Consider the following 24,007-nt stretch of genomic DNA (forward strand, 5'->3'; position numbering starts at 1 on the left):
ACTCCCATACATCTTTATTTTCTCTTGCTAGACACTTTAACCAATAAAAGCCAAAGAAGGATAGCTACAAGACTGATACTTACCACTATAAGATATGTTTTCTCCTTTGTCAACAGCTCCTGCCATTTTAACTCGATCCCCATTTTTTCTTGAAATTCTGCTAATAAATCGCTATTCCCGACAAAGGTATCTGCTAGTTGTTCTTTCATAAGGACTTGTCGATAGAGAGAGGCAATATAGGTTGCAGGTGTACACTTCATAAGAAGTTGAGCAAAGTTAGGCAATACTCCAAGAGGGACATAAGTCCCCACTAGAAATCCAGAAGCTGTTCCCACTATGGTGGCTAGCTTTCCAAGGCTATCCACAGATTGAAACCGGTGAATCAAAATAGCATTGACCAAGCTAGAAAGCACACTACTGAGCAACATGATCAAAGCTACTTCTGCTAGATGACTCCAAACTGGGGCCTCCTGAAAATACAGGCTCATCACCACAAACATAAACAACTGCATCACAAAAGAAATGACAATACTGCTGATTAGATAGGAGGCCTGTAAGCCCCAGCTACCTAAATCTGTCAAGAATAAATCTTGATCCACTTGATGTTCACGATCCTGCACCATTTGTGTAAGAGCCGTAAAACTGGTTGTAATCCCAGTCACAGCCAAGGTTCCACCCATCAGCCAATTATTTAAAAGGCTCGTTTTATCAGGGAGTTGGGACCAAGCATCCGTCAAGTTCTTCTGCAGAAAAATGATATAAAGGAGGAAGGAAATCAATGCCCCCAATAATGAGAAAAATACTCCTGAACGATTACGAAAATATAAGGTAAAGTTCCGTTTCAATAAAGCTAGCATTAGCGAACCTCTCTTCCTGTAAGTGCAATAAAGGCATCATCCATAGTACCTGGGCGAAACTCAAAAGAATCAATTTCCTCTCGAACTTGTGCCAAATATTCAATGGCTTCGAGTGACGTTTTTGGATAAAAAAGATATTCCAACTCATTTTCTGCTTCTACTGTCATTTCAGTCTGTAGCCATTTTTCTAAGTCCTTCATTTCTTTAAAACGAATTTTTAGGATATTAGATGCATACTGACTCTTGATAGCTGTCGCAGAACCTTTCGCAATCACTTTTCCATGATCAACGATATAGATCTGGTCCGCTTCATCAGCTTCATCCAGATAATGCGTCGTTAAAACAATGGTCATTCCTTCATCCTTTTGTAGTCGATACAGGAGATCCCAGATAGATTTGCGAGTCTGAATATCGAGTCCCGTTGTTGGCTCATCCAAGAAAAGGATATCTGGTTTCGAAAGAAGAGCACGCGCGATATCAACCCGACGCTTTTGTCCACCTGACAAAGTTCCATAGAGTTGTTTCTGGAAGGCAGCCAAACCCAGTTGATGGATCAAATCCTCTACACGATTTGCTTCAATCCCCTTATACTGTTGAGCACGAATCGTGAGATTTTCCCTAACTGTCAACATCTCGTCCAGTACACTAGCTTGAAAAACAACTCCGATTTTCGTATTTGGAGCATATAGCACCTGACCTTGTGTTGCTTCTTTCAAACCGATTAACATGGAAATAGTTGTTGATTTTCCTGCACCGTTGGGACCCAAAGTAGCATTGAAACTTCCTTTTTCAAACTGTAATTGAATATCGTCAACAGCCGTGTAATTGCCGTACCGTTTTGTTAAATGTTTAGCTTGTAAAATCATATTTCTCCCTCCTTCTAACACATTTAGTCTAACAAAAAAGCCGTCGGAAAAACGGCTTTCAAAGACAAGTGGTTAAAATGCCAGGTTAAGTGGTGTGATAGTGGGAATAGAATTATATTTTTTGATTAAAAATCCTCCAGATTCTACTCTGAAGGACTTTTAAATTTATTTCGTTACGATATTTACAAGCTTGGTTGGCTTCAATAGTCCAGTGGACTATTGAAGGTGGCAGATAGAGCTAATAAACTCGTTATTTAACGACAATATTAACGAGTTTATTAGGTACCGCAATCACTTTCACGATTTCTTTACCGTCAATCTCTGCTTTGACTTTTTCGTTAGCAAGAGCTACTTCTTGCAACTCTTTGCGTGATAGGTCTTTAGCAACCATGAGTTTGGCACGGACTTTACCTTTGATTTGAACAACGATTTCGATTTCGTCTTCAACCAATTTGCTTTCGTCCCATGTTGGCCAAGCTACGTAAGAGATAGACTCACCTGTTGCTGCGACTGTTTGCCAGAGTTCTTCTGCCAAGTGAGGCGCAAATGGAGCGATCAATTGGACGAAGCCTTTGGCGTAATCCACATAGAGTTTGTCTTCCTTGTTAGCAGCATTGACAAAGACCATGAGTTGGGCAATGGCTGTGTTGAATTTCATGGACTCGATTTGCTCTGTGACAGCTTTAACGGTTTCGTTATAAACCTTGTCTAGAGCACCATTGTTTTCCGCAACGATTTCTTTACTTGTAATCAAACGGTACACACGGTCGAGGAACTTACGACTTCCTTCCAGACCTTCTTCTGACCAAGCGATGGAAGCATCGAGTGGTCCCATAAACATTTCATAGACACGAAGGGTATCGGCACCATATTGCTCCACCACGTCGTCTGGATTAACAACGTTCTTGAGCGATTTAGACATCTTGGCTGGCGCTTGCTCCAACTCCTCTCCTGTTTCCACATGGAAGAAAGAACCGTCACGTTTTTCAACCTTGTCGGTTGCCACAAGAGCCCCACGGTGGTCACGGTAGCTGGTTCCCAAAATCATCCCTTGATTAAAGAGTTTTTGGAATGGTTCCTTAGTTGGAACAACACCGAGGTCATAGAGGAATTTATGCCAGAAACGAGCGTAGAGCAAGTGAAGTACAGCATGCTCTGCACCACCCACGTAGATATCTACTGGCAACCATTGTTTGAGAAGATCCTCATCAGCCAATTTCTCAGTATTGTGTGGATCAATATATCGAAGGTAATACCAGCTTGAACCTGCCCATTGTGGCATGGTGTTGGTTTCACGACGACCTTTAACACCATCTTCACGAGTCACTTCAAGCCAGTCTGTCAAGTTAGCTAGTGGACTTTCACCAGTACCTGAGGGACGGATGTCCTTGGTTACAGGCAAAACAAGTGGCAATTCACTTTCAGGGACAGCTGTTGAAGTTCCATCTTCCCAATGAATGATTGGGATTGGCTCACCCCAGTAACGTTGACGGCTAAAGAGCCAGTCGCGGAGACGGTAGGTAACTTTCTCTTGTCCACAACCTTCCTCTTCCAACCAAGACACAATCTTGGCAATAGCGTCTTCTTTGTTGAGTCCATCTAGGAAGTCTGAATTGACATGAAGACCATCTTCTGTGTAGGCAGCTTCTGCTACATTTCCACCTTCAAGTACTTCGACGATTGGAAGGTCAAATTGTTTGGCAAATTCCCAGTCACGTTGATCGTGGGCAGGCACAGCCATGACAGCACCTGTTCCATAACTAGCAAGAACATAGTCCGCAATCCAGATTGGGATTTCCTTACCATTGACAGGGTTGATGGCATAAGCACCAGTCCAAACCCCTGTTTTTTCTTTGGCAAGGTCTGTACGAGCCAAATCTGACTTGAGGCTGGCTTGGTGTTTATAGTCTGCTACTGCCTCTGCTTGCTCTGGACTTGTGATAGCGTCAACCAAGTCATGCTCAGGAGCCAAAACGGTGAAAGTCGCACCGAAAAGAGTATCAGGACGAGTGGTAAAAACAGTAAATTCCTTATCAGTTCCCTTAACCTTGAAGGTTACATTGGAACCAGTTGATTTACCAATCCAGTTGCGTTGCATGTCCTTGATAGACTCTGGCCAATCTAGTTCATCTAAGTCATTGAGCAAACGCTCTGCGTAAGCCGTGATTTTGAGCATCCATTGGCGCATTGGTTTGCGGACAACTGGATAGCCTCCACGCTCAGATGTTCCGTCAGGAAGGACCTCTTCGTTGGCGATGGCTGTTCCCAATTCCTCAACCCAGTTTACTGGCACTTCAGCTTCATAGGCCAAGCCTTTTTCGTAAAGCTTAGTGAAAATCCATTGCGTCCACTTGTAGTAGTTTGGATCTGTTGTATTGACTTCACGATCCCAGTCGTAAGAAAATCCAAGCGCATTGATTTGGCGTTTGAAGTTAGCAATGTTTTCCGCTGTGAATTCTGCGGGGTCATTACCAGTATCCATAGCGTATTGCTCTGCAGGCAAACCAAAAGCATCCCAACCCATTGGGTGAAGGACATTGTAGCCTTGCGCACGTTTGTAACGACTGAGGATATCGGTTGCAGTATAACCTTCTGGGTGTCCTACGTGCAGACCAGCTCCAGACGGATAAGGGAACATATCAAGCGCATAAAACTTAGGTTTTGATGCGTCTGTTCCTGTCTTAAATGTATGATGTTCTGCCCAGTAGCTCTGCCACTTAGGCTCAATTTCTTTATGATTATAAAAACTCATGGTCTCTCTCCAATTTTGTGATGTTACTATTATACCATTTTTGGGGGAATTTGAAAGACGAGAAATGTTCTTTTAGACTTGGATAGCAAGAAAGACTGAATCGCAAATCCAGCTTATTTAGCAGTATAAAAAATTAGCCCCCATTTGGAGCTAACTTCTATTAACTATTTGTCTCTTCCATCTTCTCCCGTCCTAGTTCTCGGTAACTACGGTCGCCGACAATTTCTACGCTAAACTGGCCGTCCTCATATTCAAGGATCGTCACGCTACCATTATCTAGACCATGCGGATGCATGCCATTAATCAGATAAACAATGGTTCCAATGGTCATTCCGTGGCTAACGACAAGAGCATTGCCCCCACCATGTTCTTCCATTTCTTTGGCAATCGCTTCAAAACCTTCCTTGATTCGGCCACTGAGTTTTTCCCAGCCCTCAGCCCAACCAGCTGTATCAACCTCTACCAAGCCCTCAGCCAGTTCAGCATAAGACAATTGGTGAACATGGTCCACATTAAAGATACGAGGAATAATGCCCATGAAAAGATCGCCATCGTAGGCCCCGTCAAAGCTACCAAAACACCATTCTCTGATACGCTTGTCCATGCGATAAGGGATTTTTCCCTGCAAACCAAGTTCATCAAGGATGATTCCCATTGTCTGAATGGTGCGACCAGAATCACTCGAATAAGCACGCTCAAACTGTAGACCAGACTCTCGCAAACCGATTCCTAATTCTTGAATCCCTCGCTCACCTTCAGCTGTTAAGGGAGTATCGCTCCAACCTTGCGCTCGACCAATCGTGTTAAACATGGTCTTGCCATGACGTACCAAATACAATCGTACTTTTACCATTTTCCGTCCTCCGTTTGCTTCTATTATATCATGGATGATAAAACAAAAGCCACCCAGACAGGTGACTTTTGCAGGAGATTATTATGAAAAAGTTTAGGAGTTCTATTAAATAAAGATATTAGATGAAAATCAAATTCAAACTAAATCAGAGTTATCTGTTTCAAATAATATTAGGAGGTCTTTATTTAATGATTATAGTATACACATCCAACCTTAAATAGAGCTTAAAAAATTATACCCATTCACCTTTTTCGTTTACTTTATAGCCATTAATGGTCATATTTTTTGCCAATTTCCCATCAGCTAACAAGTAATACCACTTATCTCCATCTTTAATCCATTGGTTACGAGCGTACTTGCCGTCTTGGTTAAGATAGTACCAACTATCATACTGAGAATCAAATACCCACTCACTCTTAGCCATGTAACCGCCACGTTTTAGGTAGTATTCGCCCTGCCAAGCTTTCTCCACATAACTACCAGTTGAATCTACATAAAACCAGCTCTTATAATCTTCATCATAAATCCATTCACTTGCAGCCATTGAAGCATCTGCTTTTAGATAATAACGCCCTACCCAACGGTTTCTTACAAGGTTACCCGAAAGGTCATTATAGTACCATTTGCCAGACTCTTTAAACCACTTACTTGCTTGATGATTTTTCTTAGTCTCTTCATTAGATGTAACAGTAGATTGAGATGAAGTTGAAACTGAGGATGAAGTTCCAGTAGAAACCGCTTGAATAGCTTCCTCTTTCGTAACCTTAGGATTAGCTTTTCCTTGGTAAACATCTTCAATACGCTTAGTAAAGACAGATAACTCTTCAGGGGATAGCATTCGACTATTTTTGTAATTACCATCCTCATGTATATCCGCTTCTGTTTTTATCTTTTTAACAGCTTCTCCTACTATGTCATCAATCTTACTAAACATAGAAACTTTATCTGCTTTCGAAAGTGAATCGTCATTACTAATGGCTGTCTTCTCCATAAAGGCAACAGCATTAACTTCTCTGATATTCTTTTCAGTAGGTGCTAATGAAAATGCTTGAAAATCATCTGATAGAAAAGTTGGTAACCTTTTTAAAAATTCAGTTAATTGCTCTTTACCATTATATACTTCATATTGATCTAACCAATTAGGTCCACCTGGTCCTCCCCAACTATAATTGGGATTGATATATTGCAACATTTTTTCTCTTTCAAGATTTGTATAATGCGGATTTTTCTTAATTTGAGCAGTGACAAGTTCTTTCTTCTTCTCTACTATTGTACTAAAAATATACCATTTTATTTCTAGATTATAATTTCTATTCTCATTTTGAGGTTCACGAAATTGAAATCTTTCTTTTCTATATTCCCATTCTCCTATATGTGATAATATTTCCTTTTCTTCTTTATCAATAGAATCTATAAACTCTCTAATAATTCTACTAAAATGTGCTGATATTTTATTTCTAACTAATGCTACATCGTTTTGTGAGAAAGAAACTAAACTCCAGTCTAATTGTTCAACTAATTTAAGTAGTTTTTCTTTGTCTTTCTCAATATACTCTAGGTTTGCTTTTTTATATTCTGCAATTACTTTCCTAACCTCTTCTGGACTTACACTAGTAGCAGTTTCATGACTTTCTTCCTGTGCATAAACTACTTGATTGGTAAAAGTTGGGACTAGTAAAGTCGACAGTCCTAAAGCTACTAAAGCATGTTTCATTTCTTTTTTCATCATTTTCTCCTACTTTCTTAATTTTTAAAACTATGGATTGGTGCTGGGATTTGTCCTCCGCGAGAGATGAAATCGAAAGACGAAGCCCCATTGACCTTCATAACAGGTGCAGTTCCTAATAGACCACCAAACTCAATCATATCACCTTCTTTTCCTTTTGGAATGATACGAACAGCTGTTGTTTTCATGTTAATGACACCAATTGCAGCTTCATCTGCAATCATAGCCGCAATGGTTTCAGCAGGTGTATCCTCCGGAATGGCAATCATATCCAAACCAACGGAACAGATAGCCGTCATAGCTTCTAGTTTTTCCAGATTAAGAGAGCCATTTTGCACTGCAGCAATCATTCCTTCATCCTCAGAAACAGGGATAAAGGCACCAGACAAACCACCGACTTGGTTGCAAGCCATAACTCCGCCCTTCTTAACTTGGTCATTCAAGAGAGCCAAGGCAGCCGTCGTTCCATGCGTACCAACTGTCTCTAGCCCCATTTCCTCAAGGACACGTGCTACAGAATCTCCAACCGCAGGAGTTGGCGCCAAACTCAAGTCCACAATACCAAATTCCACACCCAGTCTTTCACTAGCCATCTGACCAACCAATTGACCGATACGAGTAATTTTAAAGGCAGTTTTCTTAACTGTTTCTGCTACTACATCAAAGCTCTGTCCACGAACTTTTTCCAAGGCACGCTTTACCACACCAGGACCGGAAACTCCGACATTGATGATAACATCTGCCTCACCAACACCATGGAAGGCACCCGCCATAAATGGATTGTCCTCAACAGCATTAGCGAATACAACCAGCTTGGCCGCTCCCATATCTGATAGATTAGCCGTTTCCTTGATAACTCGTCCCATATCTGCTACAGCCGTCATATTGATGCCAGACTTGGTTGAGCCGATATTGACTGACGAGCAGACCTTATCCGTTTCAGCCAAAGCACGAGGAATAGAATTGATAAGAATCTCATCTCCCTTTTGGTACCCCTTTTGTACCAAGGCAGAAAAACCACCAATAAAATCCACACCAATCTCTTTCGCAGCCTTATCAAGCGCTTTTGCCAGAACCACATAGTCTGTCGCATCTGTCGCTGCTCCAATCAGAGAAATAGGAGTCACCGATACACGCTTATTAACGATAGGAATTCCCAACTCAGCTGCAATTTCATCGCCAACAGCCACTAAATTAGCTGCCTTGCTCGTAATCTTTTGATAAATTTTCTCCGCAGCACGATTGATATCTGGATCGATACAGTCCAAAAGGGAAATCCCCATGGTAATAGTTCTGATATCGAAATTTTGCTCCTCAATCATGGCGATGGTTTCAGTAACTTGTCTAATATCCATGTGCACCTCCTAGATATTATACATAGCTTCGAAAATCGCTGCACTCTGAATATTGATTTTCACATTCAAAGTTTGCCCAAAAGTTTCAAACTCATTTCGCAGATAAGTAAAATCCTGCTTTTCATCACTAGAGACGACAGCCATCATCGTGAAATATTCATCCAAGACAGTTTGAGAGATATCATCAATATTCAAACCCAATTCTGCAATTTTACCAGAAACACCTGCAACAATTCCAGATTTATCTTTACCAACAACAGTTATAATCGCTTTCATAAGCAAACTCCAATTCTTCTTAAAATAAGAAACCTGAACATTAAACAGGATTCTTTTCAAATAGTATAGCATAATTCTAACGAAAATACTCAAAAACGCCTGCTTACGAAGTTGTTCTTAAGCAAAAAACAATTTCGTAAACAAGCGTCTACTATCCCAACTTATGATGAGTGTTCCCGCTAGGACCGAAATCCTAGCGGTAGACCAGAGCTAGACTAAGAGCACAAGACTCCATCATCATAACACTCAACAAAATTGATGATTTTATACTAATTCGATGATCGCCATTGGCGCTGCATCACCACGACGTGGTTCAGTTTTAAGGATACGAGTGTATCCACCGTTACGTTCAGCATAACGAGGTGCGATTTCTGAGAACAATTTTTGAAGTGCTGTAGTAGAAGTGTACTTATCAGTTGCTTCATCATAGTTTTCAGATGCGATTTCATTACGTACGAAAGCAGCTGCTTGACGACGTGCATGCAAATCACCACGTTTACCTAGAGTAATCATTTTTTCAACAGTTTTACGGATTTCTTTAGCACGAGCTTCAGTTGTCACGATTGATTCGTTGATCAAAAGGTCAGTTGTCAAATCGCGAAGCATTGCTTTACGTTGTGAGCTAGTGCGTCCTAGTTTACGGTAAGCCATGTATTCCTCCTTTATTTATCTTTTAATCCAAGACCCAAATCAATGAGTTTGAGTTTCACTTCTTCCAAACTCTTGCGTCCAAGATTTCGTACTTTCATCATCTCTGCTTCAGATTTTTCTGTCAAATCATGCACAGTATTGATACCGGCACGTTTTAAACAGTTGTATGAACGCACAGACAAGTCCAGTTCCTCAATCGTACGATCTAAAATACGGTCGTCAGATTCAGTGTCAGCTTCTTTCATCACTTCAGTTGACTTAGCAATCTCAGTAAGATTTGTAAACAAATCAAGATGTTCTGTCAAAATACGTGCTGAAAGCCCTAAAGCATCTTCTGGAATAATTGTTCCATTTGTCAAGATTTCAAGGGTTAATTTGTCAAATCCATCATTGCTACCTACACGAGCAGGTTCCACTTGATAGTTGACTTTTGTAACTGGTGTATAAATAGAATCTACAGCAAGTGTTCCAACTGGTGCATTATCCTTTTTATTTTCATCAGCAGGTACATATCCACGACCACTGTTAACAGTCATAGTCGCTTTTAGAGAAGAACCTTCACCGATTGTAAAGAGATAATGATCTGGATTTACAATTTCAATATCGCTATCTGTCAAAATGTCACCAGCTGTTACTTCAGCAGGACCTTCAACATCCAGTTCGATGATTTTTTCGTCTTCAACGTACGATTTCACTGCAATTCCTTTAATGTTCAGAATGATTTGCATCACGTCTTCACGAACACCTGGAACTGTGTCAAACTCATGTAACACACCATCAATATTGATAGATGTCACAGCTGCTCCTGGTAGAGAAGCTAGAAGTACACGACGAAGAGAGTTACCAAGAGTTGTACCGTAGCCACGTTCAAGTGGTTCGATTACAAACTTGCCATAATCTTTATTTTCATCAATTTTTGTTATATTTGGTTTTTCAAACTCGATCATTTAGTTACTCCCTCTTAAACGAAAAGCAGTGTAATGCGATGATTATACACGGCGACGTTTTGGAGGACGAGCACCATTGTGTGGCACTGGAGTCACATCACGAATTGCTGTTACTTCAAGACCAGCGGCAGCAAGCGCACGAATAGCTGACTCACGACCAGAACCTGGACCTTTTACAGTAACTTCAACTGATTTAAGACCGTGTTCTTGTGCAGATTTAGCAGCAGCTTCAGAAGCCATTTGAGCAGCGAATGGTGTAGATTTACGAGAACCTTTGAAACCAAGAGCACCAGCTGATGACCAAGCAATTGCATTACCATGCACATCAGTAATCATAACAATAGTGTTATTAAATGTAGCGTGAATATGAGCAATACCAGATTCGATATTCTTTTTCACACGACGTTTACGTGTTGGTTTAGCCAAGACTTTTACCTCCTATATTATTTTTTCTTACCAGCGATCGCAACAGCTTTACCTTTACGAGTGCGAGCGTTGTTTTTAGTATTTTGTCCACGGACAGGAAGTCCACGACGGTGACGGATACCACGGTATGAACCGATTTCCATCAAACGTTTGATGTTCAAGTTTACTTCACGACGAAGGTCACCTTCAACTTTGATTGCATCCACTTCACGACGGATAGCATCTTCTTGATCTGATGTAAGATCACGTACACGAACATCTTCTGAGATTCCAGCAGCAGCCAAAATTTTCTTAGATGTTGCAAGTCCGATACCATAAACATAAGTCAATGAGATTACTACGCGTTTGTCATTTGGAATGTCAACTCCAGCAATACGAGCCATGTTTTCTCCTTTCTATCTTATCCTTGACGTTGTTTGTGTTTTGGATTTGCTGGGCAAATTACCATAACACGACCATTACGACGAATAACTTTACAGTATTCGCAAATTGGTTTGACCGATGGTCTTACTTTCATTTCTTATCCCTCCAAGTTTTTCGATTATTTAAAGCGGTAAGTGATACGTCCACGTGTCAAGTCATATGGACTCATTTCGACAGTAACACGATCTCCCGCTAAAATACGAATATAGTTTTTACGAATTTTACCAGAAACTGTTGCTAAAATCTGATGTCCATTTTCAAGTTCAACCGTAAACATTGCATTCGGCATTGTATCAACTACTTTGCCTTCAACTTCAATCACATCGTCTTTTGCCACGCAAAAGCACCTCCATAAATTTCGATTCGATGCCTCTAGACACAGAGACAACAATTATAAGTCAGACTATCTCAGTATAACATTTGTAGCGGATTTTTGCAAGTGTGAAAAACGCTTTATTTCAAATTTGTCAATACTTTTTCGATATCTGAGAAGACATCATTGATATCTTGATTACCTTCGATGTCATGAACCAAACCTTTGGCACGGTAGTGAGCAATGATTGGCTCTCCTTGAGCAATATTTACATCCAAACGACGTTTGACTGTCTCAGGTTTATCATCTTCACGTTGGTAGTAATCTTCTTCTCTATAGTCAACTGGTGGGTTAAAAACCTTGTGGAAAGTTTCTCCAGTTACGCGGTGGATAATACGACCACTCAAACGTTCCAAGAGGCTATCTGGATTCACTTCAATGTTGATGACACCTTCTAGTTCAATGCCAAGTTCAGCCAATGTTTTATCCAAGGCATGAGCTTGTTCAATTGTTCGTGGGTAACCATCCAATAAGAATCCTGTTTCTTTAATATCATCTTGTGAAAGACGTTCTTTTACGATCCCATTTGTAACTTCATCAGGAACTAATTCACCCGTGTCAATGTATGACTTAGCAAGAACACCCATTTCAGTTTGATTTGCCATAGCAGCGCGGAACATATCACCTGTTGAGATATGTGCAACATGGAATTGTTCTACGATTTTTGCTGCTTGAGTTCCCTTACCTGCACCAGGTAAGCCCATAATCAAAAGATTCATGATTCGATCTCCTTATTTTATTTTTAAATAGAAGCAAAAAGTCTTTTCACCCCTATTTAAAAACAAAATAGAAGAGGGGAGACCAAACTCTCACAAATGTTAGAGTTTAAACCTCCACTCCCTCAGTATTTACTAATTCATACTCAATGAAAATCAAAGAGCAAACTAGGAAGCTAGCCGCAGGCTGCTCAAAGCACTGCTTTGAGGTTGCAGATAAAGCTGACGTGGTTTGAAGAGATTTTCGAAGAGTATCAGTAAATACTTTTATTCTGTTCTATCCATGAAACCAACATACTTACGTTTCAATAGGTAACCTTCCAATTGTTTGATTCCTTCAATACCTGTAGAGATAATGATCAAAAGACTGGTTCCTCCAAAAGCGACCGCTTCTGAAAGTCCGAAAACATCTTTTGCTACGATCGGTAAAATAGAAATCACACCAAGGAAGAGAGAACCAACAGTTGCAAGACGACGAAGAAGTTTAGACATATATTCCTCTGTACCTTTACCAGGACGAACTCCGTGGATATAGGCACCGCTCTTTTGTAGGTTTTCTGCCGCTTTTTCAGGATTAATCTGTACAAACGTATAGAAGAATGTAAAGAGAATAATCAACAAAGCATACATGGCAATACCAGTTGGTGAAGTTGTTGCCAGCATTTCTTGTGCTGTTCTTACCCAAGCCCAATCATGACCTGTAGCGCTCAAAAACTGAAGAATAGCCGCAGGCGCTGCAGTAATCGAACTTGCAAAGATAACAGGGATAACTCCAGCAGGGTTTACCTTCAAAGGAAGGTAAGAGCTAGAAGGAGCACCTTGTGCAACCTTAGTATATTGGATTGGAATTTTGTATTCTGCTTGTTGAACATAAGTTGTAAAATAAATGATCAACAATACAGTAATAATCAAAATGATTACGAAAATGATAGATGAGTTGATACGGCTACTTGGGACGTTCACAAAGTAGTCCACATATATGCCCTGAATCATCTCAGGAATTGATGCAACAATCCCGGCAAAGATAATCATAGAAACACCATTTCCGTATCCCTTATCTGTAATTTGCTCTCCCAACCAAGTCACAATCATACTACCAGCTGTTAAGATGATACCAATCATGATAAAGACTTGTGGAGTAAGAGCTGTTTTCAACAATTGAGCTCCAGCCAAAGTATTAAAACCAGCCGTAATCCCGATAGATTGCACAAAGGCTAGAACAAGAGCAATATAACGAGTAGCTTGATTTAATTTTCTTCGACCTACTTCCCCTTGTTTACCCCACTCTACAAACTTGGGTAAAATATCCATTTGCAAGAGTTGGACAACGATAGAGGCCGTAATGTAGGGACTAACACCAAGAGCAAAAACTGAGAAGTTTTTCATGGCATTCCCTGACACCAAGCTCAACATGTTTAAGAAGGATAATCCACTTAAAGCATTCAAGCTATTGGCATTCACACCAGGAACTGTAATGCTAGTTCCGATACGAAAGACCAAAACGATAAAAATTGTAAATAAAATTTTTGATCGAACCTGCTTGACTTTAAGAGCTTCTCTTAATAATTTAAAAAACATAGGTCACCTCTCTTAGATGACTTCTACTGAACCACCTTTAGCAGTGATAGCTTCTTCAGCTGATTTAGAGAATTTAGCTGCTTTCACAGTCAATTTCTTAGTCAACTCACCGTTACCAAGAATTTTAATACCTGATTTTTCAGCTTTAACAATTCCTGCTTCGATAAGAACAACTGGAGTAACTTCAGCACCATCTTCAAAGACGTTCAATTGGTCAAGGTTCACAATTGCGTATTCTTTAGCGTTGATGTTAGTGAATCCACGTTTTGGAAGACGACGGAACAATGGAGTTTGTCCACCTTCAAAACCAAGGCGAACTCCGCCACCGCTACGAGCTTTTTGACCTTTTTGACCACGACCAGATGTTTTACCGTTACCTGATGAAGTACCACGACCAACGCGGTTACGTACTTTACGAGAACCTTCTGCAGGTTTCAATTCATGAAGTTTCATTTTTATTTTCTCCTCTTTTGTAAAATGCTAGCGCCGATAAGGGAGAAAAGGTTGTCTCCCCCATCAACTCGCCTATACGACGTCATCATAGATGACTATATCTAGTTTTAGGGGATGGTATACTGCACATCCCCTAAAGATTCATTAGTTTACTTCTTCAACTGTTACCAAGTGAGATACTGCTGTGATCATACCACGGATAGCAGCGTTGTCTTCTTTAATAACAGAGCTGTTCAATTTGCCAAGTCCAAGTGCTACAACAGTTTTACGTTGTGATGGAATGCGTCCGATTGGAGACTTAGTCAAAGTAATTTTAATTTGAGCCATTTTATCCCCTTTCTTATGCCAAATCAGAAACTGAAATACCACGAAGGGCAGCAACTTCTTCAGCGCGTTTCAATTGTTTCAAACCTTCAACAGTTGCACGAACAATGTTGATTGGAGTGTTAGAACCAAGTGATTTAGATGTAATATCTGCCACACCTGCCAATTCCACAACGGCACGAACTGCACCACCAGCGGCAACTCCAGAACCTTCTACAGCAGGTTTCAACAATACTTTAGCTCCACCGAATTCTGAAAGAACTTCGTGTGGGATTGTTGTTCCAACCATAGGAACTTCGATCAAGTTTTTCTTAGCATCGTCTACTGCTTTACGGATTGCTTCTGGAACTTCTTGAGCTTTACCAGTACCAAATCCTACGCGACCGTTGTGGTCACCAACAACAACAAGAGCTGCGAAACGAAGACGACGTCCACCTTTAACAACTTTTGTAACACGGTTGACAGCAACTACGCGTTCTTCTAATTCAACTGCATTGTCTTTAAATGCCATTTTCTAGTGTCCTCCTATTAGAATTTCAATCCGTTTTCACGAGCTGCATCAGCCAAAGCTTTCACACGTCCGTGATATAGATATCCACCGCGGTCGAACACCACTTCTGAAATACCTTTAGCGTTTGCACGTTCTGCAACGAGTTTACCGACAGCAACGGCTTGTTCAGTTTTAGTTCCTTTTGAAACTTCTTTGTCAAGAGTTGAAGCACTTGCGAGCGTTACACCCGCTACGTCATCAATCACTTGAGCGTAGATGCCTGTATTAGAACGGAATACGTTCAAACGTGGGCGATCAGCAGTTCCAGAGAGTTTTCCGCGAACGCGACGGTGGCGTTTTTGGCGGAGTTTGTTTTTATCTGGTTTTGAAATCACAGTTTTCACCTCTTTAGTTTTAAATCGTGTGCTATGCACAAAGTTGGAAAATAGGTTGGTGGTTGAAAATCAACCACTCAACATTATTTACCTGTTTTACCTTCTTTACGGCGAACAAATTCACCAACGTAACGGATACCTTTACCTTTATATGGTTCTGGTGAACGAAGGCTACGTACGTAAGCAGCTGTTTGACCAACTACTTCTTTTGAAATTCCGCTAACAACGATTGTTGTTGGGTTTGGAAGTTCAAAAGTAATTCCTTCTGGAGCTTCAACTTCGTCTGGATGAGATTTACCAACAGCCAAAACAAGTTTAGATCCTTGAAGTTGTGCACGGTAACCAACCCCACGCATTTCAAGTTCTTTCTTGAATCCTTCTGATACACCAACAACCATGTTGTTCAAAAGGGCACGAGTAGTTCCGTGGATAGTTTTCATTTCTTTTGAATCGTTTGGACGGTGAAGAGTTACTTCAGTACCTTCCACACGGATTTCAATATCTTTTGAGAACTCACGAGTAAGTTCTCCTTTAGGTCCTTTTACAGTTACAACGTTGTCATTGTTAGTGATTTCAACACCAGCAGGCAACACGATAACTTTATTACCAATACGTGACATGTTTTTAATTCTCCTGTTAAATTGTCAGGCCAGAACGGCCAGTTTTCACGGGGTTCAGATACTTATTTAGTTCAAGAGCTGAACTAAACACGCTCTAAGAACTGTGCAAAATAGATAAGTTGGCTTGTTTGTATGCAAACTTCTCCGACTTTCTAATTTTGCTTTGTTCTTTACGAGCTTTGTATCTTGATTTGAGTTTGAGCTAAGAATTTGGTGACAAAGATAAGTTTGTCTTGGAGCAGCTCTCCTGCTACAAACTTCCTATTTTCACTGCATTCTTTTAACGCTCTCACATCATCAATTACCAAACGTAAGCGATAACCTCACCACCAACATTCTTTTGGCGTGCTTCTTTATCAGTAAGCAAACCTTCAGAAGTTGAAAGGATAGCAATTCCAAGTCCGTTAAGAACTTTTGGAAGGTCTTCACGTTTTTTGTAGACACGAAGTCCTGGTTTAGAAACACGTTTCAAGTTAGTGATAACTTTTTCACCGTTTGGTCCGTATTTAAGAAATACACGGATGATGCCTTGTTTGTCATCTTCGATGATTTCAACGTTTTTTACAAAACCTTCGCGTTTAAGGATTTCAGCAATCCCTTTTTTGATGTTTGATGCAGGTACTTCAAGTACTTCGTGTTTAGCTTGGTTAGCGTTACGAATACGAGTTAGGAAGTCTGCGATTGGGTCAGTCATAACCATTTTGTTTTTCTCCTCTTACTAGTAGTTTGCAAGTTGCACTTGCTAGTTAATACATGATACAAAGAGCGTAACAGCAAGAGCAAAAATAGGCAATTTGATGCAGGAGCGATGCTCCAAAGAAAACTGGTCTTTTTTGCCAAAGCTGTAGCTCGTGTTCAAATTGGCAAGCCCAACTGAACTCGGGCTAAACTCTGTGTGAAAAAGATAAACTTTCCTAGAAACTTCAGTTTCTTCGTCAAGTTTCCTATTTTCACTTAGAGTTTTGACGTCCTTGATATCTTAAATTACCAAGATGCTTTTGTTACACCAGGAATTTGTCCTTTGTAAGCTAATTCACGGAAGCAAATACGGCAAAGTTTAAATTTGCGGTAAACTGAATGTGGACGACCACATTTTTCACAACGAGTATAAGCTTGAGTAGAGAACTTCGCTGGACGTTTGTTCTTAGCAATCATTGATTTTTTAGCCATTAGATTTACCTCCTATATTATTTTGCAAAAGGCATTCCAAGGCCTGTAAGCAATGCACGTGACTCTTCGTCAGTGTTAGCAGTTGTTACGATAACGATATCAAGACCACGAGTTTTGTCAACGTCATCGAAGTTGATTTCTGGGAAAATCAATTGTTCTTTCACACCAAGTGTGTAGTTTCCGCGTCCGTCAAATGATTTTGTTGGAACACCGTGGAAGTCACGTACACGTGGAAGTGAAACTGAAACCAATTTATCCAAGAATTCGTACATACGTTCACTACGAAGGGTAACTTTTGCACCGATCGCAACACCTTCACGAAGACGGAAGCCGGCGATTGATTTTTTAGCTTTAGTGATAAGTGGTTTTTGACCTGAGATAAGTGCCAATTCTTCAGCAGCTTTTTCAAGGCTTTTAGCGTTTGATACAGCTTCACCAACACCCATGTTCAAAACGATCTTATCCACTTTAGGCACAGCCATTACTGATGAGTAGTTGAATTGTTCTGTCAAAGCAGGAACTACTTCATTAAGATATTTTTCTTTTAAACGATTTGCCATTATACTTCTCCTTTCCTTCGTGATTAATCAAGCACTTCGCCAGATTTTTTGTTGTAGCGAACTTTTTTACCGTCTACAAATTTGTAACCAACACGACCAGCTACACCATTCTTGTCCAAAACTTGAACGTTTGACACGTGGATAGCTGCTTCTTTTTCGATAATCCCACCTTGAGGAAGCTCGTTAGTTGGACGTTGGTGTTTCTTAACGATGTTAACACCTTCAACAATAACTTTGTTTACTTTTGGAAGGGCAGTAAGGACAACAGCTTCTGTTCCCTTATCTTTACCAGCGATTACGCGAACTTTGTCGCCTTTTTTTACAAACATTAGGTTTCTCCTTGATTTTTCTTACGCCCATAAGGGCACCCTAGTTTGAAGCTAGGGGACTAGTTTGTTTCTAAAAATTAAAGTACTTCTGGAGCAAGTGATACAATCTTCATGAAGCCACTTTCACGCAACTCACGTGCAACTGGGCCAAAGATACGTGTTCCGCGAGGAGTCTTGTCTTCACGGATGATAACTGCTGCGTTTTCGTCAAATTTGATGTATGAACCATCAGCACGACGAGCACCTGATTTAGTACGAACGATAACTGCTTTAACAACGTCACCTTTTTTAACCGCACCACCAGGAGTAGCTTGTTTTACAGATGCCACGATAACATCACCGATGTTTGCAAATTTACGTCCTGAACCACCAAGAACTTTGATAGTCAAGATTTCGCGAGCACCGCTGTTGTCTGCGACTTTCAAACGAGTTTCTGTTTGAATCATTTCAGTTTTCTCCTTTCAGGTTTGATTAGATGATGACCGCTTCTTCAACAACTTCTACAAGACGGAAACGTTTTGTAGCTGAAAGCGGACGAGTTTCCATGATACGTACGATATCGCCTTCTTTGGCAACATTGTTTTCATCATGAGCTTTGTATTTCTTAGAGTAGTTAATACGTTTACCATAGACTGGGTGGTTACGTTTTGTTTCAACTACAACTGTGATTGTCTTGTCCATTTTGTCAGATACAACACGTCCAACAAGAACTTTACGATTATTGCGTTCCATTGAAATTTCTCCTTCCCTAGTCTATTATTTCGCTTCAGATTGAACTGTTTTGATACGAGCGATTTGTTTTTTAACTTCTTTCAAGCGAGCTGTTTGTTCCAATTGACCAGTAGCAGCTTGGAAACGAAGTTCAAACAATTCTTTTTTCAATTCGTTTTCGCGCTTCGCGAGTTCTTCTTGAGAAAGACCACGAAGTTCTTTAACAAATTCTTTTACTTCATTAAGTTTCATGCCTTCTCCTTATTCTGCTTCACGTTTTACGAATTTACATTTAACTGGCAATTTGTGGCTAGCAAGACGAAGCGCTTCGCGTGCAATCTCTTCAGATACACCAGCGATCTCGAACATCACTTTACCACGTTTAACTGGTGCTACCCAACCTTCAGGTGCCCCTTTACCAGATCCCATACGCACACCGATAGCTTTAGCAGTGTATGATTTGTGTGGGAAGATTTTAATCCAAACTTTACCACCACGTTTCATGTAACGAGTCATGGCGATACGAGCAGCTTCGATTTGGCGGTTAGTGATCCAGTGGCTAGTTGTAGCTTGAAGACCGTATTCACCGAATGCTACTTCTTTTCCACCTTTTGCTTCACCGCGCATTTTTCCACGGAATTCACGACGGTGTTTAACACGTTTAGGTACTAACATTGGTTATTTACCTCCTTTAGTGTTTTTGCGAGCTGGAAGAACTTCACCACGGTAGATCCATACTTTAACACCAAGTTTACCGTATGTAGTATCTGCTTCTTCCCAAGCGTAATCGATATCTGCACGAAGTGTGTGGAGTGGAACAGTTCCTTCAGAATATCCTTCAGCACGGGCGATATCTGCACCGTTCAAACGACCTGATACTTGAGTTTTGATTCCTTTAGCTCCAGCACGCATAGCACGTCGGATCGCTTGTTTTTGTGCACGACGGAAAGCAACACGTTGTTCCAATTGACGAGCGATTCCTTCACCAACAAGGTGAGCATCCAAGTCAGGACGTTTGATCTCAATGATGTTGATGTGTACTTGTTTACCGGTCAATTTGTTAAGAGCTGCACGAAGTGCATCAACGTTTGCTCCACCTTTACCAATAACCATACCTGGTTTAGCAGTGTGAAGAGAAACGTTAACTTTGTTTACTGCGCGTTCGATTTCAATAGTTGAAACGGCTGCGTCAGCCAATTCTTTTTGAATGAATTTACGGATTGCAAGATCTTCATGAAGGTAATCCGCGTATTCTTTTTCAGCATACCATTTGGCATCCCAATCACGGATGATACCAACACGCATACCAATTGGATGTACTTTTTGACCCACGAGTTTACCTCCTTATTTTTCTGCAACAGCTACTGTGATGTGAGCTGTACGTTTGTTGATTGGTGAAGCTGAACCTTTCGCACGTGGACGGAAACGTTTCATAGTTGGTCCTTCGTTTGCGAATGCTTCAGATACTACCAAGTTAGCTTTTTCCAAACCAAAGTTATTTTCAGCGTTTGCTACTGCTGAGTTCAACACTTTAAGGATGATCCCTGCAGCTTTGTTTGGTGTGAATGTCAAAATAGCGATGGCATCGGCTACGCTTTTACCACGGATGTTGTCAAGAACAAGACGTGATTTACGAGGTGAAACACGCACTGTACGAGCCATTGCTTTAGCTGAAGTAATTTCTGCCATTTATGTTCTCCTTATTTTCTACGTGTCTTCTTGTCGTCTGCCGCGTGACCTTTGTAAGTACGAGTTGGTGCAAATTCACCAAGCTTGTGACCTACCATGTCTTCTTGGATGTAAACAGGTACATGTTTACGTCCATCATAAACTGCGATAGTGTATCCGATGAAACTTGGGAAGATCGTTGAACGACGTGACCAAGTTTTAATTACTTTTTTCTTTTCGTCGTTTGCTTGAGCTTCAACTTTTTTCATCAAATGCTCATCGACGAAAGGTCCTTTTTTAAGACTACGTCCCATTTTGTAATTTTCTCCTTTAAAATTTAGTACCACAGCGGCTTGCGCTGCTAAGCAGCGCTACCGAGCTGGCGGAAAGTGTAAGCTAGTCGCTTATGATTATTTTTGGTTGCGACGACGAACGATAAGTTTGTCAGATTTCGCTTTCTTGTTACGAGTTTTAAGACCAAGCGCAGGTTTACCCCAAGGAGTAGATGGCGCTTTACGTCCAACTGGTGCTTTACCTTCACCACCACCGTGTGGGTGATCATTCGGGTTCATTACAGAACCACGAACTGTAGGGCGAACACCTTTCCAGCGGTTACGTCCCGCTTTACCAAGGTTTACAAGTCCATGTTGTTCGTTTCCGACAACACCAACTGTAGCACGGCAAGTTCCAAGAATCATACGAACTTCGCCTGATTGAAGACGAACAAGTACATATTTACCTTCAGAACCCAACACTTGAGCAGAAGCTCCAGCAGCACGTACCAATTCTCCACCTTTACCAGGTTTCAATTCGATGTTGTGGATCAAAGTACCAACTGGGATGTTAGCAAGTGGAAGAGCGTTTCCGACTTTGATATCTGCTTCTGGTCCTGATACGATACGTTGACCTACTTCAAGACCTTTAGGGGCAATGATGTAAGCTTTCACACCGTCAGTGTAGTGTACAAGCGCGATGTTAGCTGAGCGGTTTGGATCGTATTCGATCGTTTTAACGACTGCTTCAACTCCATCTTTGTTACGTTTGAAATCGATCAAACGGTAATGACGTTTATGTCCACCACCTTGGTGACGAACAGTGATACGACCGTTGTTGTTACGACCTGCTTTGTTTTTAAGAGAAACAAGCAAAGTTTTCTCAGGTGTGTTTGTTGTGATTTCAGCGAAATCCAAAGAAGTCATATTACGGCGACCGTTTGTTGTTGGTTTATAAACACGAATTCCCACGATATTTCCTCCTTAGATTATTCAGCTTCAGTAGCAAACAACTCGATTGCTTTTGAATCAGCTGTAAGTGTGATGATAGCTTTCTTAGTTTTGTTAGTAAAACCAGTATAACGTCCAACGCGTTTAGCTTTAGGTTTTACAGTGATTGTATTAACGTTGGCAACTTTTACGCCTTCAAAAGCAGCTTCAACAGCTTGCTTGATCAAAAGTTTGTGTGCACGAGTGTCAACTTCAAATACGTATTTTCCTGCTTCAAGTTGAGCCATTGTGCCTTCAGTGATAACAGGTTTTTTAATAACATCATACAAATTCATTATGCAAGAACCTCCTCGATTTTAGAGATAGCTGCTTGAGTAACAAGAAGTTTGTCACTATTTGCGATGTCAAGAACACTTGCAGTTGTAGCAGTCGCAACTTTCACATTTGGAAGGTTACGAGCTGAAAGAGCTGCGAATTCATTTCCTTCTTCAAGAATAACAAGGACTTTAGAATCGATGCTCAAAGCTGCAAGAACTTTTGCAAATTCAGCAGTTTTTGGAGCTGTAAATTCAAGAGAATCAACGGCTACAAATTTGTTTTCAGCAACTTTTTCTGAATAAACAGATTTAAGTGCAAGGCGACGAACTTTTTGAGGAAGTTTGTACGCATAATTACGTGGAGTTGGTCCGAAGACGATTCCACCACCACGCCATTGTGGAGAGCGGATAGATCCTTGACGAGCACGTCCAGTTCCTTTTTGACGCCATGGTTTGCGTCCGCCACCTGAAACAGCAGAGCGGTTTTTAACTGCGTGAGTTCCTTGACGAAGGCTAGCACGTTGGCTAACGATGACATCAAACACAACTGATTCATTTGGTTCGATACCAAAGATTGCATCGTTAAGAACAACTTCGCCCGCTTGTTTCCCAGTTTGGTCGAATAATGTTACATTTGCCATTTTGACTGTATTCCCCTTTCCTTATTATTTACCAGCTTTAACTGCCGACTTGATTGTGATAAGAGATTTCTTAGCACCTGGTACGTTACCTTTAATAAGGATAACGTTCTTTTCTGGAACGACTTGTACAACTTCAAGGTTTTGAATGGTTACACGGTCGCCACCCATACGTCCTGCAAGGTTTTTACCTTTGAATACGCGGTTAGGTGCAACAGGTCCCATAGAACCTGGACGACGGTGGTAACGAGAACCGTGAGCCATAGGTCCACGTGATTGTCCGTGGCGTTTGATAACACCTTGGAAACCTTTACCTTTAGAAGTACCAGTTACGTCAACAACATCTCCAGCTGCGAAAGTTTCAACTGTGATTTCAGCACCAACTTCCAAGCCTTCAACGTTTTTGAATTCACGAATGAAGCGCTTAGGAGCCGTGTTAGCTTTTGCTACATGTCCTTTAGCAGGTTTGTTGCTCAATACTTCGCGTTTGTCATCGAAACCAACTTGGATAGCGTTGTAACCATCTGTTTCAACAGTTTTAACTTGAAGAACAACGTTTGGAGTTGCTTCGATAACTGTTACAGGGATCAATTCGCCAGCTTCAGTGAAGATTTGAGTCATTCCCACTTTTTTCCCTAAGATTCCTTTTGTCATGAGAAAATAGTTCCTTTTCTATATTTTTTATTCAAAAAGTTTTTAACGAGCGTTTTTCATGCTCAAGGTATCAAGCTTTAAATTAAAGTTTGATTTCTACGTTTACACCACTTGGAAGATCCAATTTCATCAAGGCATCAACTGTTTTTTGAGTTGGGTTGATGATGTCGATCAAACGTTTGTGTGTACGCATTTCGAATTGTTCGCGAGAATCTTTGTACATGTGAGTCGCACGAATAATTGTGTAGAGGCTACGCTCAGTTGGAAGTGGGATTGGACCCGCAACTTGTGCACCTGTACGAGTAGCTGATTCTACGATTTTTGCAGCCGCTGTGTCGAGTGTACGGTGTTCGTACGCTTTCAAACGGATGCGGATTTTTTTGTTTGCCATCTTTTTCTCCTTTTCGTCTATTTAAGATAATAGGCTAGCTCCACAAGAAAACCGACGCGCGTTGCGTGGCAATGCAACCGAGCGTGTCGCAACCTCTTGCATCAAAGCTATAGCTGTTTTTACAGCACCATAATAGAATAACACAAACCCCCTGCGATTGCAAGGGATTTGTTGCTGTTTTTCCGTTTTTTTACAATGCGTAACTTCTCAAAGTAACTTCCATCTCTCTCCCAAAACTGGAAGTTAGTCTCAGACGATGAATTAT

The 24,007-nt window shown here is 40.9% G+C and carries 36 protein-coding genes; all 36 read right to left on the minus strand.

Annotated elements, in window-relative coordinates:
- Nucleotides 1-14 precede the first annotated feature (14 nt).
- Entirely contained in the window at nt 15-857 is an 843-nt protein-coding gene (locus SMI_RS09470; RefSeq protein ID WP_000880500.1) for an ABC transporter permease, read from the minus strand.
- Nucleotides 857-1,723, minus strand: coding sequence for an ABC transporter ATP-binding protein (locus SMI_RS09475; RefSeq protein ID WP_000602886.1), 867 nt, complete (start codon nt 1,721-1,723; stop codon nt 857-859). The genes SMI_RS09470 and SMI_RS09475 overlap by 1 nt, the downstream gene beginning before the upstream one ends.
- Nucleotides 1,724-1,973: 250 nt before the next feature.
- The gene (leuS, locus tag SMI_RS09480) at nt 1,974-4,475 is read right to left on the minus strand and encodes a leucine--tRNA ligase (protein WP_000011806.1); all 2,502 of its coding nucleotides are present in this window, start codon (nt 4,473-4,475) and stop codon (nt 1,974-1,976) included.
- Between the two features lie 160 nt (nt 4,476-4,635).
- A complete protein-coding gene (locus tag SMI_RS09485) occupies nt 4,636-5,328 on the minus strand; it encodes a histidine phosphatase family protein (protein WP_000241546.1) in 693 nt (230 codons plus the stop codon).
- 232 nt (nt 5,329-5,560) lie between these two features.
- Nucleotides 5,561-7,054 (minus strand): hypothetical protein, encoded by a 1,494-nt coding sequence (locus tag SMI_RS09490; RefSeq protein ID WP_000711931.1) that lies wholly within the window; start codon nt 7,052-7,054, stop codon nt 5,561-5,563.
- A gap of 17 nt (nt 7,055-7,071) precedes the next feature.
- Nucleotides 7,072-8,409: a PFL family protein gene (locus SMI_RS09495; RefSeq protein WP_000354889.1), complete on the minus strand. Its 1,338-nt coding sequence runs from the start codon at nt 8,407-8,409 to the stop codon at nt 7,072-7,074.
- Nucleotides 8,410-8,418: 9 nt separating this feature from the next.
- Nucleotides 8,419-8,685 carry an ACT domain-containing protein gene (locus SMI_RS09500; RefSeq protein WP_000644126.1) on the minus strand — a complete coding sequence of 89 codons (267 nt, stop codon included), beginning with the start codon at nt 8,683-8,685 and terminating at the stop codon, nt 8,419-8,421.
- A 264-nt stretch (nt 8,686-8,949) separates the two neighbouring features.
- A complete protein-coding gene (gene rplQ, locus SMI_RS09505; RefSeq protein WP_000331493.1) occupies nt 8,950-9,336 on the minus strand; it encodes a 50S ribosomal protein L17 in 387 nt (128 codons plus the stop codon).
- An 11-nt stretch (nt 9,337-9,347) separates the two neighbouring features.
- Nucleotides 9,348-10,283: a DNA-directed RNA polymerase subunit alpha gene (locus SMI_RS09510; protein ID WP_000568988.1), complete on the minus strand. Its 936-nt coding sequence runs from the start codon at nt 10,281-10,283 to the stop codon at nt 9,348-9,350.
- A 42-nt stretch (nt 10,284-10,325) separates the two neighbouring features.
- A complete protein-coding gene (gene rpsK, locus SMI_RS09515; RefSeq protein ID WP_001118385.1) occupies nt 10,326-10,709 on the minus strand; it encodes a 30S ribosomal protein S11 in 384 nt (127 codons plus the stop codon).
- 17 nt (nt 10,710-10,726) lie between these two features.
- A complete protein-coding gene (rpsM, locus tag SMI_RS09520; RefSeq protein ID WP_000090781.1) occupies nt 10,727-11,092 on the minus strand; it encodes a 30S ribosomal protein S13 in 366 nt (121 codons plus the stop codon).
- 17 nt (nt 11,093-11,109) lie between these two features.
- Nucleotides 11,110-11,226 (minus strand): 50S ribosomal protein L36, encoded by a 117-nt coding sequence (gene rpmJ, locus SMI_RS09525; protein ID WP_001808836.1) that lies wholly within the window; start codon nt 11,224-11,226, stop codon nt 11,110-11,112.
- 24 nt (nt 11,227-11,250) lie between these two features.
- Nucleotides 11,251-11,469 (minus strand): translation initiation factor IF-1, encoded by a 219-nt coding sequence (gene infA / locus SMI_RS09530; RefSeq protein ID WP_001029883.1) that lies wholly within the window; start codon nt 11,467-11,469, stop codon nt 11,251-11,253.
- Nucleotides 11,470-11,585: 116 nt separating this feature from the next.
- Nucleotides 11,586-12,224 (minus strand): adenylate kinase, encoded by a 639-nt coding sequence (locus SMI_RS09535; RefSeq protein ID WP_001050449.1) that lies wholly within the window; start codon nt 12,222-12,224, stop codon nt 11,586-11,588.
- A gap of 264 nt (nt 12,225-12,488) precedes the next feature.
- On the minus strand, nt 12,489-13,799 hold the full coding sequence (gene secY / locus SMI_RS09540) for a preprotein translocase subunit SecY (RefSeq protein ID WP_000465403.1): 1,311 nt from the start codon (nt 13,797-13,799) through the stop codon (nt 12,489-12,491).
- Between the two features lie 12 nt (nt 13,800-13,811).
- Nucleotides 13,812-14,252: a 50S ribosomal protein L15 gene (gene rplO / locus SMI_RS09545; protein WP_000766087.1), complete on the minus strand. Its 441-nt coding sequence runs from the start codon at nt 14,250-14,252 to the stop codon at nt 13,812-13,814.
- 144 nt (nt 14,253-14,396) lie between these two features.
- Nucleotides 14,397-14,579 (minus strand): 50S ribosomal protein L30, encoded by a 183-nt coding sequence (rpmD, locus tag SMI_RS09550; protein ID WP_000057241.1) that lies wholly within the window; start codon nt 14,577-14,579, stop codon nt 14,397-14,399.
- 13 nt (nt 14,580-14,592) lie between these two features.
- A complete protein-coding gene (gene rpsE, locus SMI_RS09555) occupies nt 14,593-15,087 on the minus strand; it encodes a 30S ribosomal protein S5 (RefSeq protein WP_000874202.1) in 495 nt (164 codons plus the stop codon).
- Nucleotides 15,088-15,104: 17 nt separating this feature from the next.
- Nucleotides 15,105-15,461, minus strand: coding sequence for a 50S ribosomal protein L18 (gene rplR, locus SMI_RS09560; protein WP_000624044.1), 357 nt, complete (start codon nt 15,459-15,461; stop codon nt 15,105-15,107).
- Between the two features lie 83 nt (nt 15,462-15,544).
- Entirely contained in the window at nt 15,545-16,081 is a 537-nt protein-coding gene (gene rplF / locus SMI_RS09565) for a 50S ribosomal protein L6 (RefSeq protein ID WP_000086626.1), read from the minus strand.
- A 301-nt stretch (nt 16,082-16,382) separates the two neighbouring features.
- Entirely contained in the window at nt 16,383-16,781 is a 399-nt protein-coding gene (rpsH, locus tag SMI_RS09570; protein WP_000245504.1) for a 30S ribosomal protein S8, read from the minus strand.
- Nucleotides 16,782-17,065: 284 nt separating this feature from the next.
- On the minus strand, nt 17,066-17,251 hold the full coding sequence (locus tag SMI_RS09575; RefSeq protein WP_001085696.1) for a type Z 30S ribosomal protein S14: 186 nt from the start codon (nt 17,249-17,251) through the stop codon (nt 17,066-17,068).
- A 17-nt stretch (nt 17,252-17,268) separates the two neighbouring features.
- Entirely contained in the window at nt 17,269-17,811 is a 543-nt protein-coding gene (gene rplE, locus SMI_RS09580) for a 50S ribosomal protein L5 (RefSeq protein ID WP_000013543.1), read from the minus strand.
- 23 nt (nt 17,812-17,834) lie between these two features.
- On the minus strand, nt 17,835-18,140 hold the full coding sequence (gene rplX / locus SMI_RS09585) for a 50S ribosomal protein L24 (RefSeq protein WP_000497691.1): 306 nt from the start codon (nt 18,138-18,140) through the stop codon (nt 17,835-17,837).
- Between the two features lie 77 nt (nt 18,141-18,217).
- The gene (gene rplN, locus SMI_RS09590) at nt 18,218-18,586 is read right to left on the minus strand and encodes a 50S ribosomal protein L14 (RefSeq protein WP_000616546.1); all 369 of its coding nucleotides are present in this window, start codon (nt 18,584-18,586) and stop codon (nt 18,218-18,220) included.
- 25 nt (nt 18,587-18,611) lie between these two features.
- Nucleotides 18,612-18,872 carry a 30S ribosomal protein S17 gene (rpsQ, locus tag SMI_RS09595; RefSeq protein WP_000440801.1) on the minus strand — a complete coding sequence of 87 codons (261 nt, stop codon included), beginning with the start codon at nt 18,870-18,872 and terminating at the stop codon, nt 18,612-18,614.
- A gap of 24 nt (nt 18,873-18,896) precedes the next feature.
- Complete coding sequence (gene rpmC / locus SMI_RS09600) at nt 18,897-19,103, minus strand: 50S ribosomal protein L29 (protein ID WP_000772918.1); 207 nt, start codon at nt 19,101-19,103, stop codon at nt 18,897-18,899.
- 9 nt (nt 19,104-19,112) lie between these two features.
- Nucleotides 19,113-19,526, minus strand: a complete 414-nt coding sequence (rplP, locus tag SMI_RS09605) for a 50S ribosomal protein L16 (RefSeq protein ID WP_000960946.1) — start codon at nt 19,524-19,526, stop codon at nt 19,113-19,115.
- Between the two features lie 3 nt (nt 19,527-19,529).
- Nucleotides 19,530-20,183 carry a 30S ribosomal protein S3 gene (gene rpsC / locus SMI_RS09610; protein ID WP_000529930.1) on the minus strand — a complete coding sequence of 218 codons (654 nt, stop codon included), beginning with the start codon at nt 20,181-20,183 and terminating at the stop codon, nt 19,530-19,532.
- A 12-nt stretch (nt 20,184-20,195) separates the two neighbouring features.
- On the minus strand, nt 20,196-20,540 hold the full coding sequence (gene rplV / locus SMI_RS09615; RefSeq protein ID WP_000818139.1) for a 50S ribosomal protein L22: 345 nt from the start codon (nt 20,538-20,540) through the stop codon (nt 20,196-20,198).
- Between the two features lie 11 nt (nt 20,541-20,551).
- Entirely contained in the window at nt 20,552-20,833 is a 282-nt protein-coding gene (rpsS, locus tag SMI_RS09620; protein WP_000533766.1) for a 30S ribosomal protein S19, read from the minus strand.
- 96 nt (nt 20,834-20,929) lie between these two features.
- Entirely contained in the window at nt 20,930-21,763 is an 834-nt protein-coding gene (rplB, locus tag SMI_RS09625) for a 50S ribosomal protein L2 (protein WP_000512900.1), read from the minus strand.
- Between the two features lie 17 nt (nt 21,764-21,780).
- Nucleotides 21,781-22,077 carry a 50S ribosomal protein L23 gene (locus tag SMI_RS09630; protein ID WP_001055342.1) on the minus strand — a complete coding sequence of 99 codons (297 nt, stop codon included), beginning with the start codon at nt 22,075-22,077 and terminating at the stop codon, nt 21,781-21,783.
- Nucleotides 22,077-22,700, minus strand: a complete 624-nt coding sequence (gene rplD / locus SMI_RS09635; protein ID WP_000024548.1) for a 50S ribosomal protein L4 — start codon at nt 22,698-22,700, stop codon at nt 22,077-22,079. The genes SMI_RS09630 and rplD overlap by 1 nt, the downstream gene beginning before the upstream one ends.
- Before the next feature lie 24 nt (nt 22,701-22,724).
- A complete protein-coding gene (gene rplC / locus SMI_RS09640; RefSeq protein WP_000160197.1) occupies nt 22,725-23,351 on the minus strand; it encodes a 50S ribosomal protein L3 in 627 nt (208 codons plus the stop codon).
- A gap of 82 nt (nt 23,352-23,433) precedes the next feature.
- On the minus strand, nt 23,434-23,742 hold the full coding sequence (gene rpsJ / locus SMI_RS09645; protein ID WP_001284515.1) for a 30S ribosomal protein S10: 309 nt from the start codon (nt 23,740-23,742) through the stop codon (nt 23,434-23,436).
- Nucleotides 23,743-24,007: the final 265 nt, after the last annotated feature.

The organism is Streptococcus mitis B6 (genome assembly GCF_000027165.1).
Classification (GTDB): Bacteria; Bacillota; Bacilli; order Lactobacillales; family Streptococcaceae; genus Streptococcus; species Streptococcus mitis_AR.

Bases quoted from the DNA above. Each gene is read 5' to 3' on its own strand.
- rpsJ (WP_001284515.1), bottom strand. From the start codon at position 23,742: ATGGCAAACAAAAAAATCCGCATCCGTTTGAAAGCGTACGAACACCGT.
- SMI_RS09485 (WP_000241546.1), bottom strand. From the start codon at position 5,328: ATGGTAAAAGTACGATTGTATTTGGTACGTCATGGCAAGACCATGTTT.
- rpsM (WP_000090781.1), bottom strand. From the start codon at position 11,092: ATGGCTCGTATTGCTGGAGTTGACATTCCAAATGACAAACGCGTAGTA.
- SMI_RS09535 (WP_001050449.1), bottom strand. From the start codon at position 12,224: ATGAATCTTTTGATTATGGGCTTACCTGGTGCAGGTAAGGGAACTCAA.
- SMI_RS09470 (WP_000880500.1), bottom strand. From the start codon at position 857: ATGCTAGCTTTATTGAAACGGAACTTTACCTTATATTTTCGTAATCGT.
- rplD (WP_000024548.1), bottom strand. From the start codon at position 22,700: ATGGCAAATGTAACATTATTCGACCAAACTGGGAAACAAGCGGGCGAA.
- secY (WP_000465403.1), bottom strand. From the start codon at position 13,799: ATGTTTTTTAAATTATTAAGAGAAGCTCTTAAAGTCAAGCAGGTTCGA.
- rplN (WP_000616546.1), bottom strand. From the start codon at position 18,586: ATGATTCAAACAGAAACTCGTTTGAAAGTCGCAGACAACAGCGGTGCT.
- rpsE (WP_000874202.1), bottom strand. From the start codon at position 15,087: ATGGCATTTAAAGACAATGCAGTTGAATTAGAAGAACGCGTAGTTGCT.
- rpmJ (WP_001808836.1), bottom strand. From the start codon at position 11,226: ATGAAAGTAAGACCATCGGTCAAACCAATTTGCGAATACTGTAAAGTT.
- rplC (WP_000160197.1), bottom strand. From the start codon at position 23,351: ATGACAAAAGGAATCTTAGGGAAAAAAGTGGGAATGACTCAAATCTTC.
- rpsS (WP_000533766.1), bottom strand. From the start codon at position 20,833: ATGGGACGTAGTCTTAAAAAAGGACCTTTCGTCGATGAGCATTTGATG.
- SMI_RS09495 (WP_000354889.1), bottom strand. From the start codon at position 8,409: ATGGATATTAGACAAGTTACTGAAACCATCGCCATGATTGAGGAGCAA.
- SMI_RS09630 (WP_001055342.1), bottom strand. From the start codon at position 22,077: ATGAATTTGTATGATGTTATTAAAAAACCTGTTATCACTGAAGGCACA.
- rplE (WP_000013543.1), bottom strand. From the start codon at position 17,811: ATGGCAAATCGTTTAAAAGAAAAATATCTTAATGAAGTAGTTCCTGCT.
- rpsQ (WP_000440801.1), bottom strand. From the start codon at position 18,872: ATGGAACGCAATAATCGTAAAGTTCTTGTTGGACGTGTTGTATCTGAC.
- rpsH (WP_000245504.1), bottom strand. From the start codon at position 16,781: ATGGTTATGACTGACCCAATCGCAGACTTCCTAACTCGTATTCGTAAC.
- rplO (WP_000766087.1), bottom strand. From the start codon at position 14,252: ATGAAACTTCATGAATTGAAACCTGCAGAAGGTTCTCGTAAAGTACGT.
- SMI_RS09490 (WP_000711931.1), bottom strand. From the start codon at position 7,054: ATGAAAAAAGAAATGAAACATGCTTTAGTAGCTTTAGGACTGTCGACT.
- rplQ (WP_000331493.1), bottom strand. From the start codon at position 9,336: ATGGCTTACCGTAAACTAGGACGCACTAGCTCACAACGTAAAGCAATG.
- rpmC (WP_000772918.1), bottom strand. From the start codon at position 19,103: ATGAAACTTAATGAAGTAAAAGAATTTGTTAAAGAACTTCGTGGTCTT.
- leuS (WP_000011806.1), bottom strand. From the start codon at position 4,475: ATGAGTTTTTATAATCATAAAGAAATTGAGCCTAAGTGGCAGAGCTAC.
- SMI_RS09575 (WP_001085696.1), bottom strand. From the start codon at position 17,251: ATGGCTAAAAAATCAATGATTGCTAAGAACAAACGTCCAGCGAAGTTC.
- SMI_RS09475 (WP_000602886.1), bottom strand. From the start codon at position 1,723: ATGATTTTACAAGCTAAACATTTAACAAAACGGTACGGCAATTACACG.
- rplP (WP_000960946.1), bottom strand. From the start codon at position 19,526: ATGTTAGTACCTAAACGTGTTAAACACCGTCGTGAATTCCGTGGAAAA.
- rpmD (WP_000057241.1), bottom strand. From the start codon at position 14,579: ATGGCTCAAATTAAAATTACTTTGACTAAGTCTCCAATCGGACGCATT.
- rplV (WP_000818139.1), bottom strand. From the start codon at position 20,540: ATGGCAGAAATTACTTCAGCTAAAGCAATGGCTCGTACAGTGCGTGTT.
- rplX (WP_000497691.1), bottom strand. From the start codon at position 18,140: ATGTTTGTAAAAAAAGGCGACAAAGTTCGCGTAATCGCTGGTAAAGAT.
- SMI_RS09510 (WP_000568988.1), bottom strand. From the start codon at position 10,283: ATGATCGAGTTTGAAAAACCAAATATAACAAAAATTGATGAAAATAAA.
- rplF (WP_000086626.1), bottom strand. From the start codon at position 16,081: ATGTCACGTATTGGTAATAAAGTTATCGTGTTGCCTGCTGGTGTTGAA.
- SMI_RS09500 (WP_000644126.1), bottom strand. From the start codon at position 8,685: ATGAAAGCGATTATAACTGTTGTTGGTAAAGATAAATCTGGAATTGTT.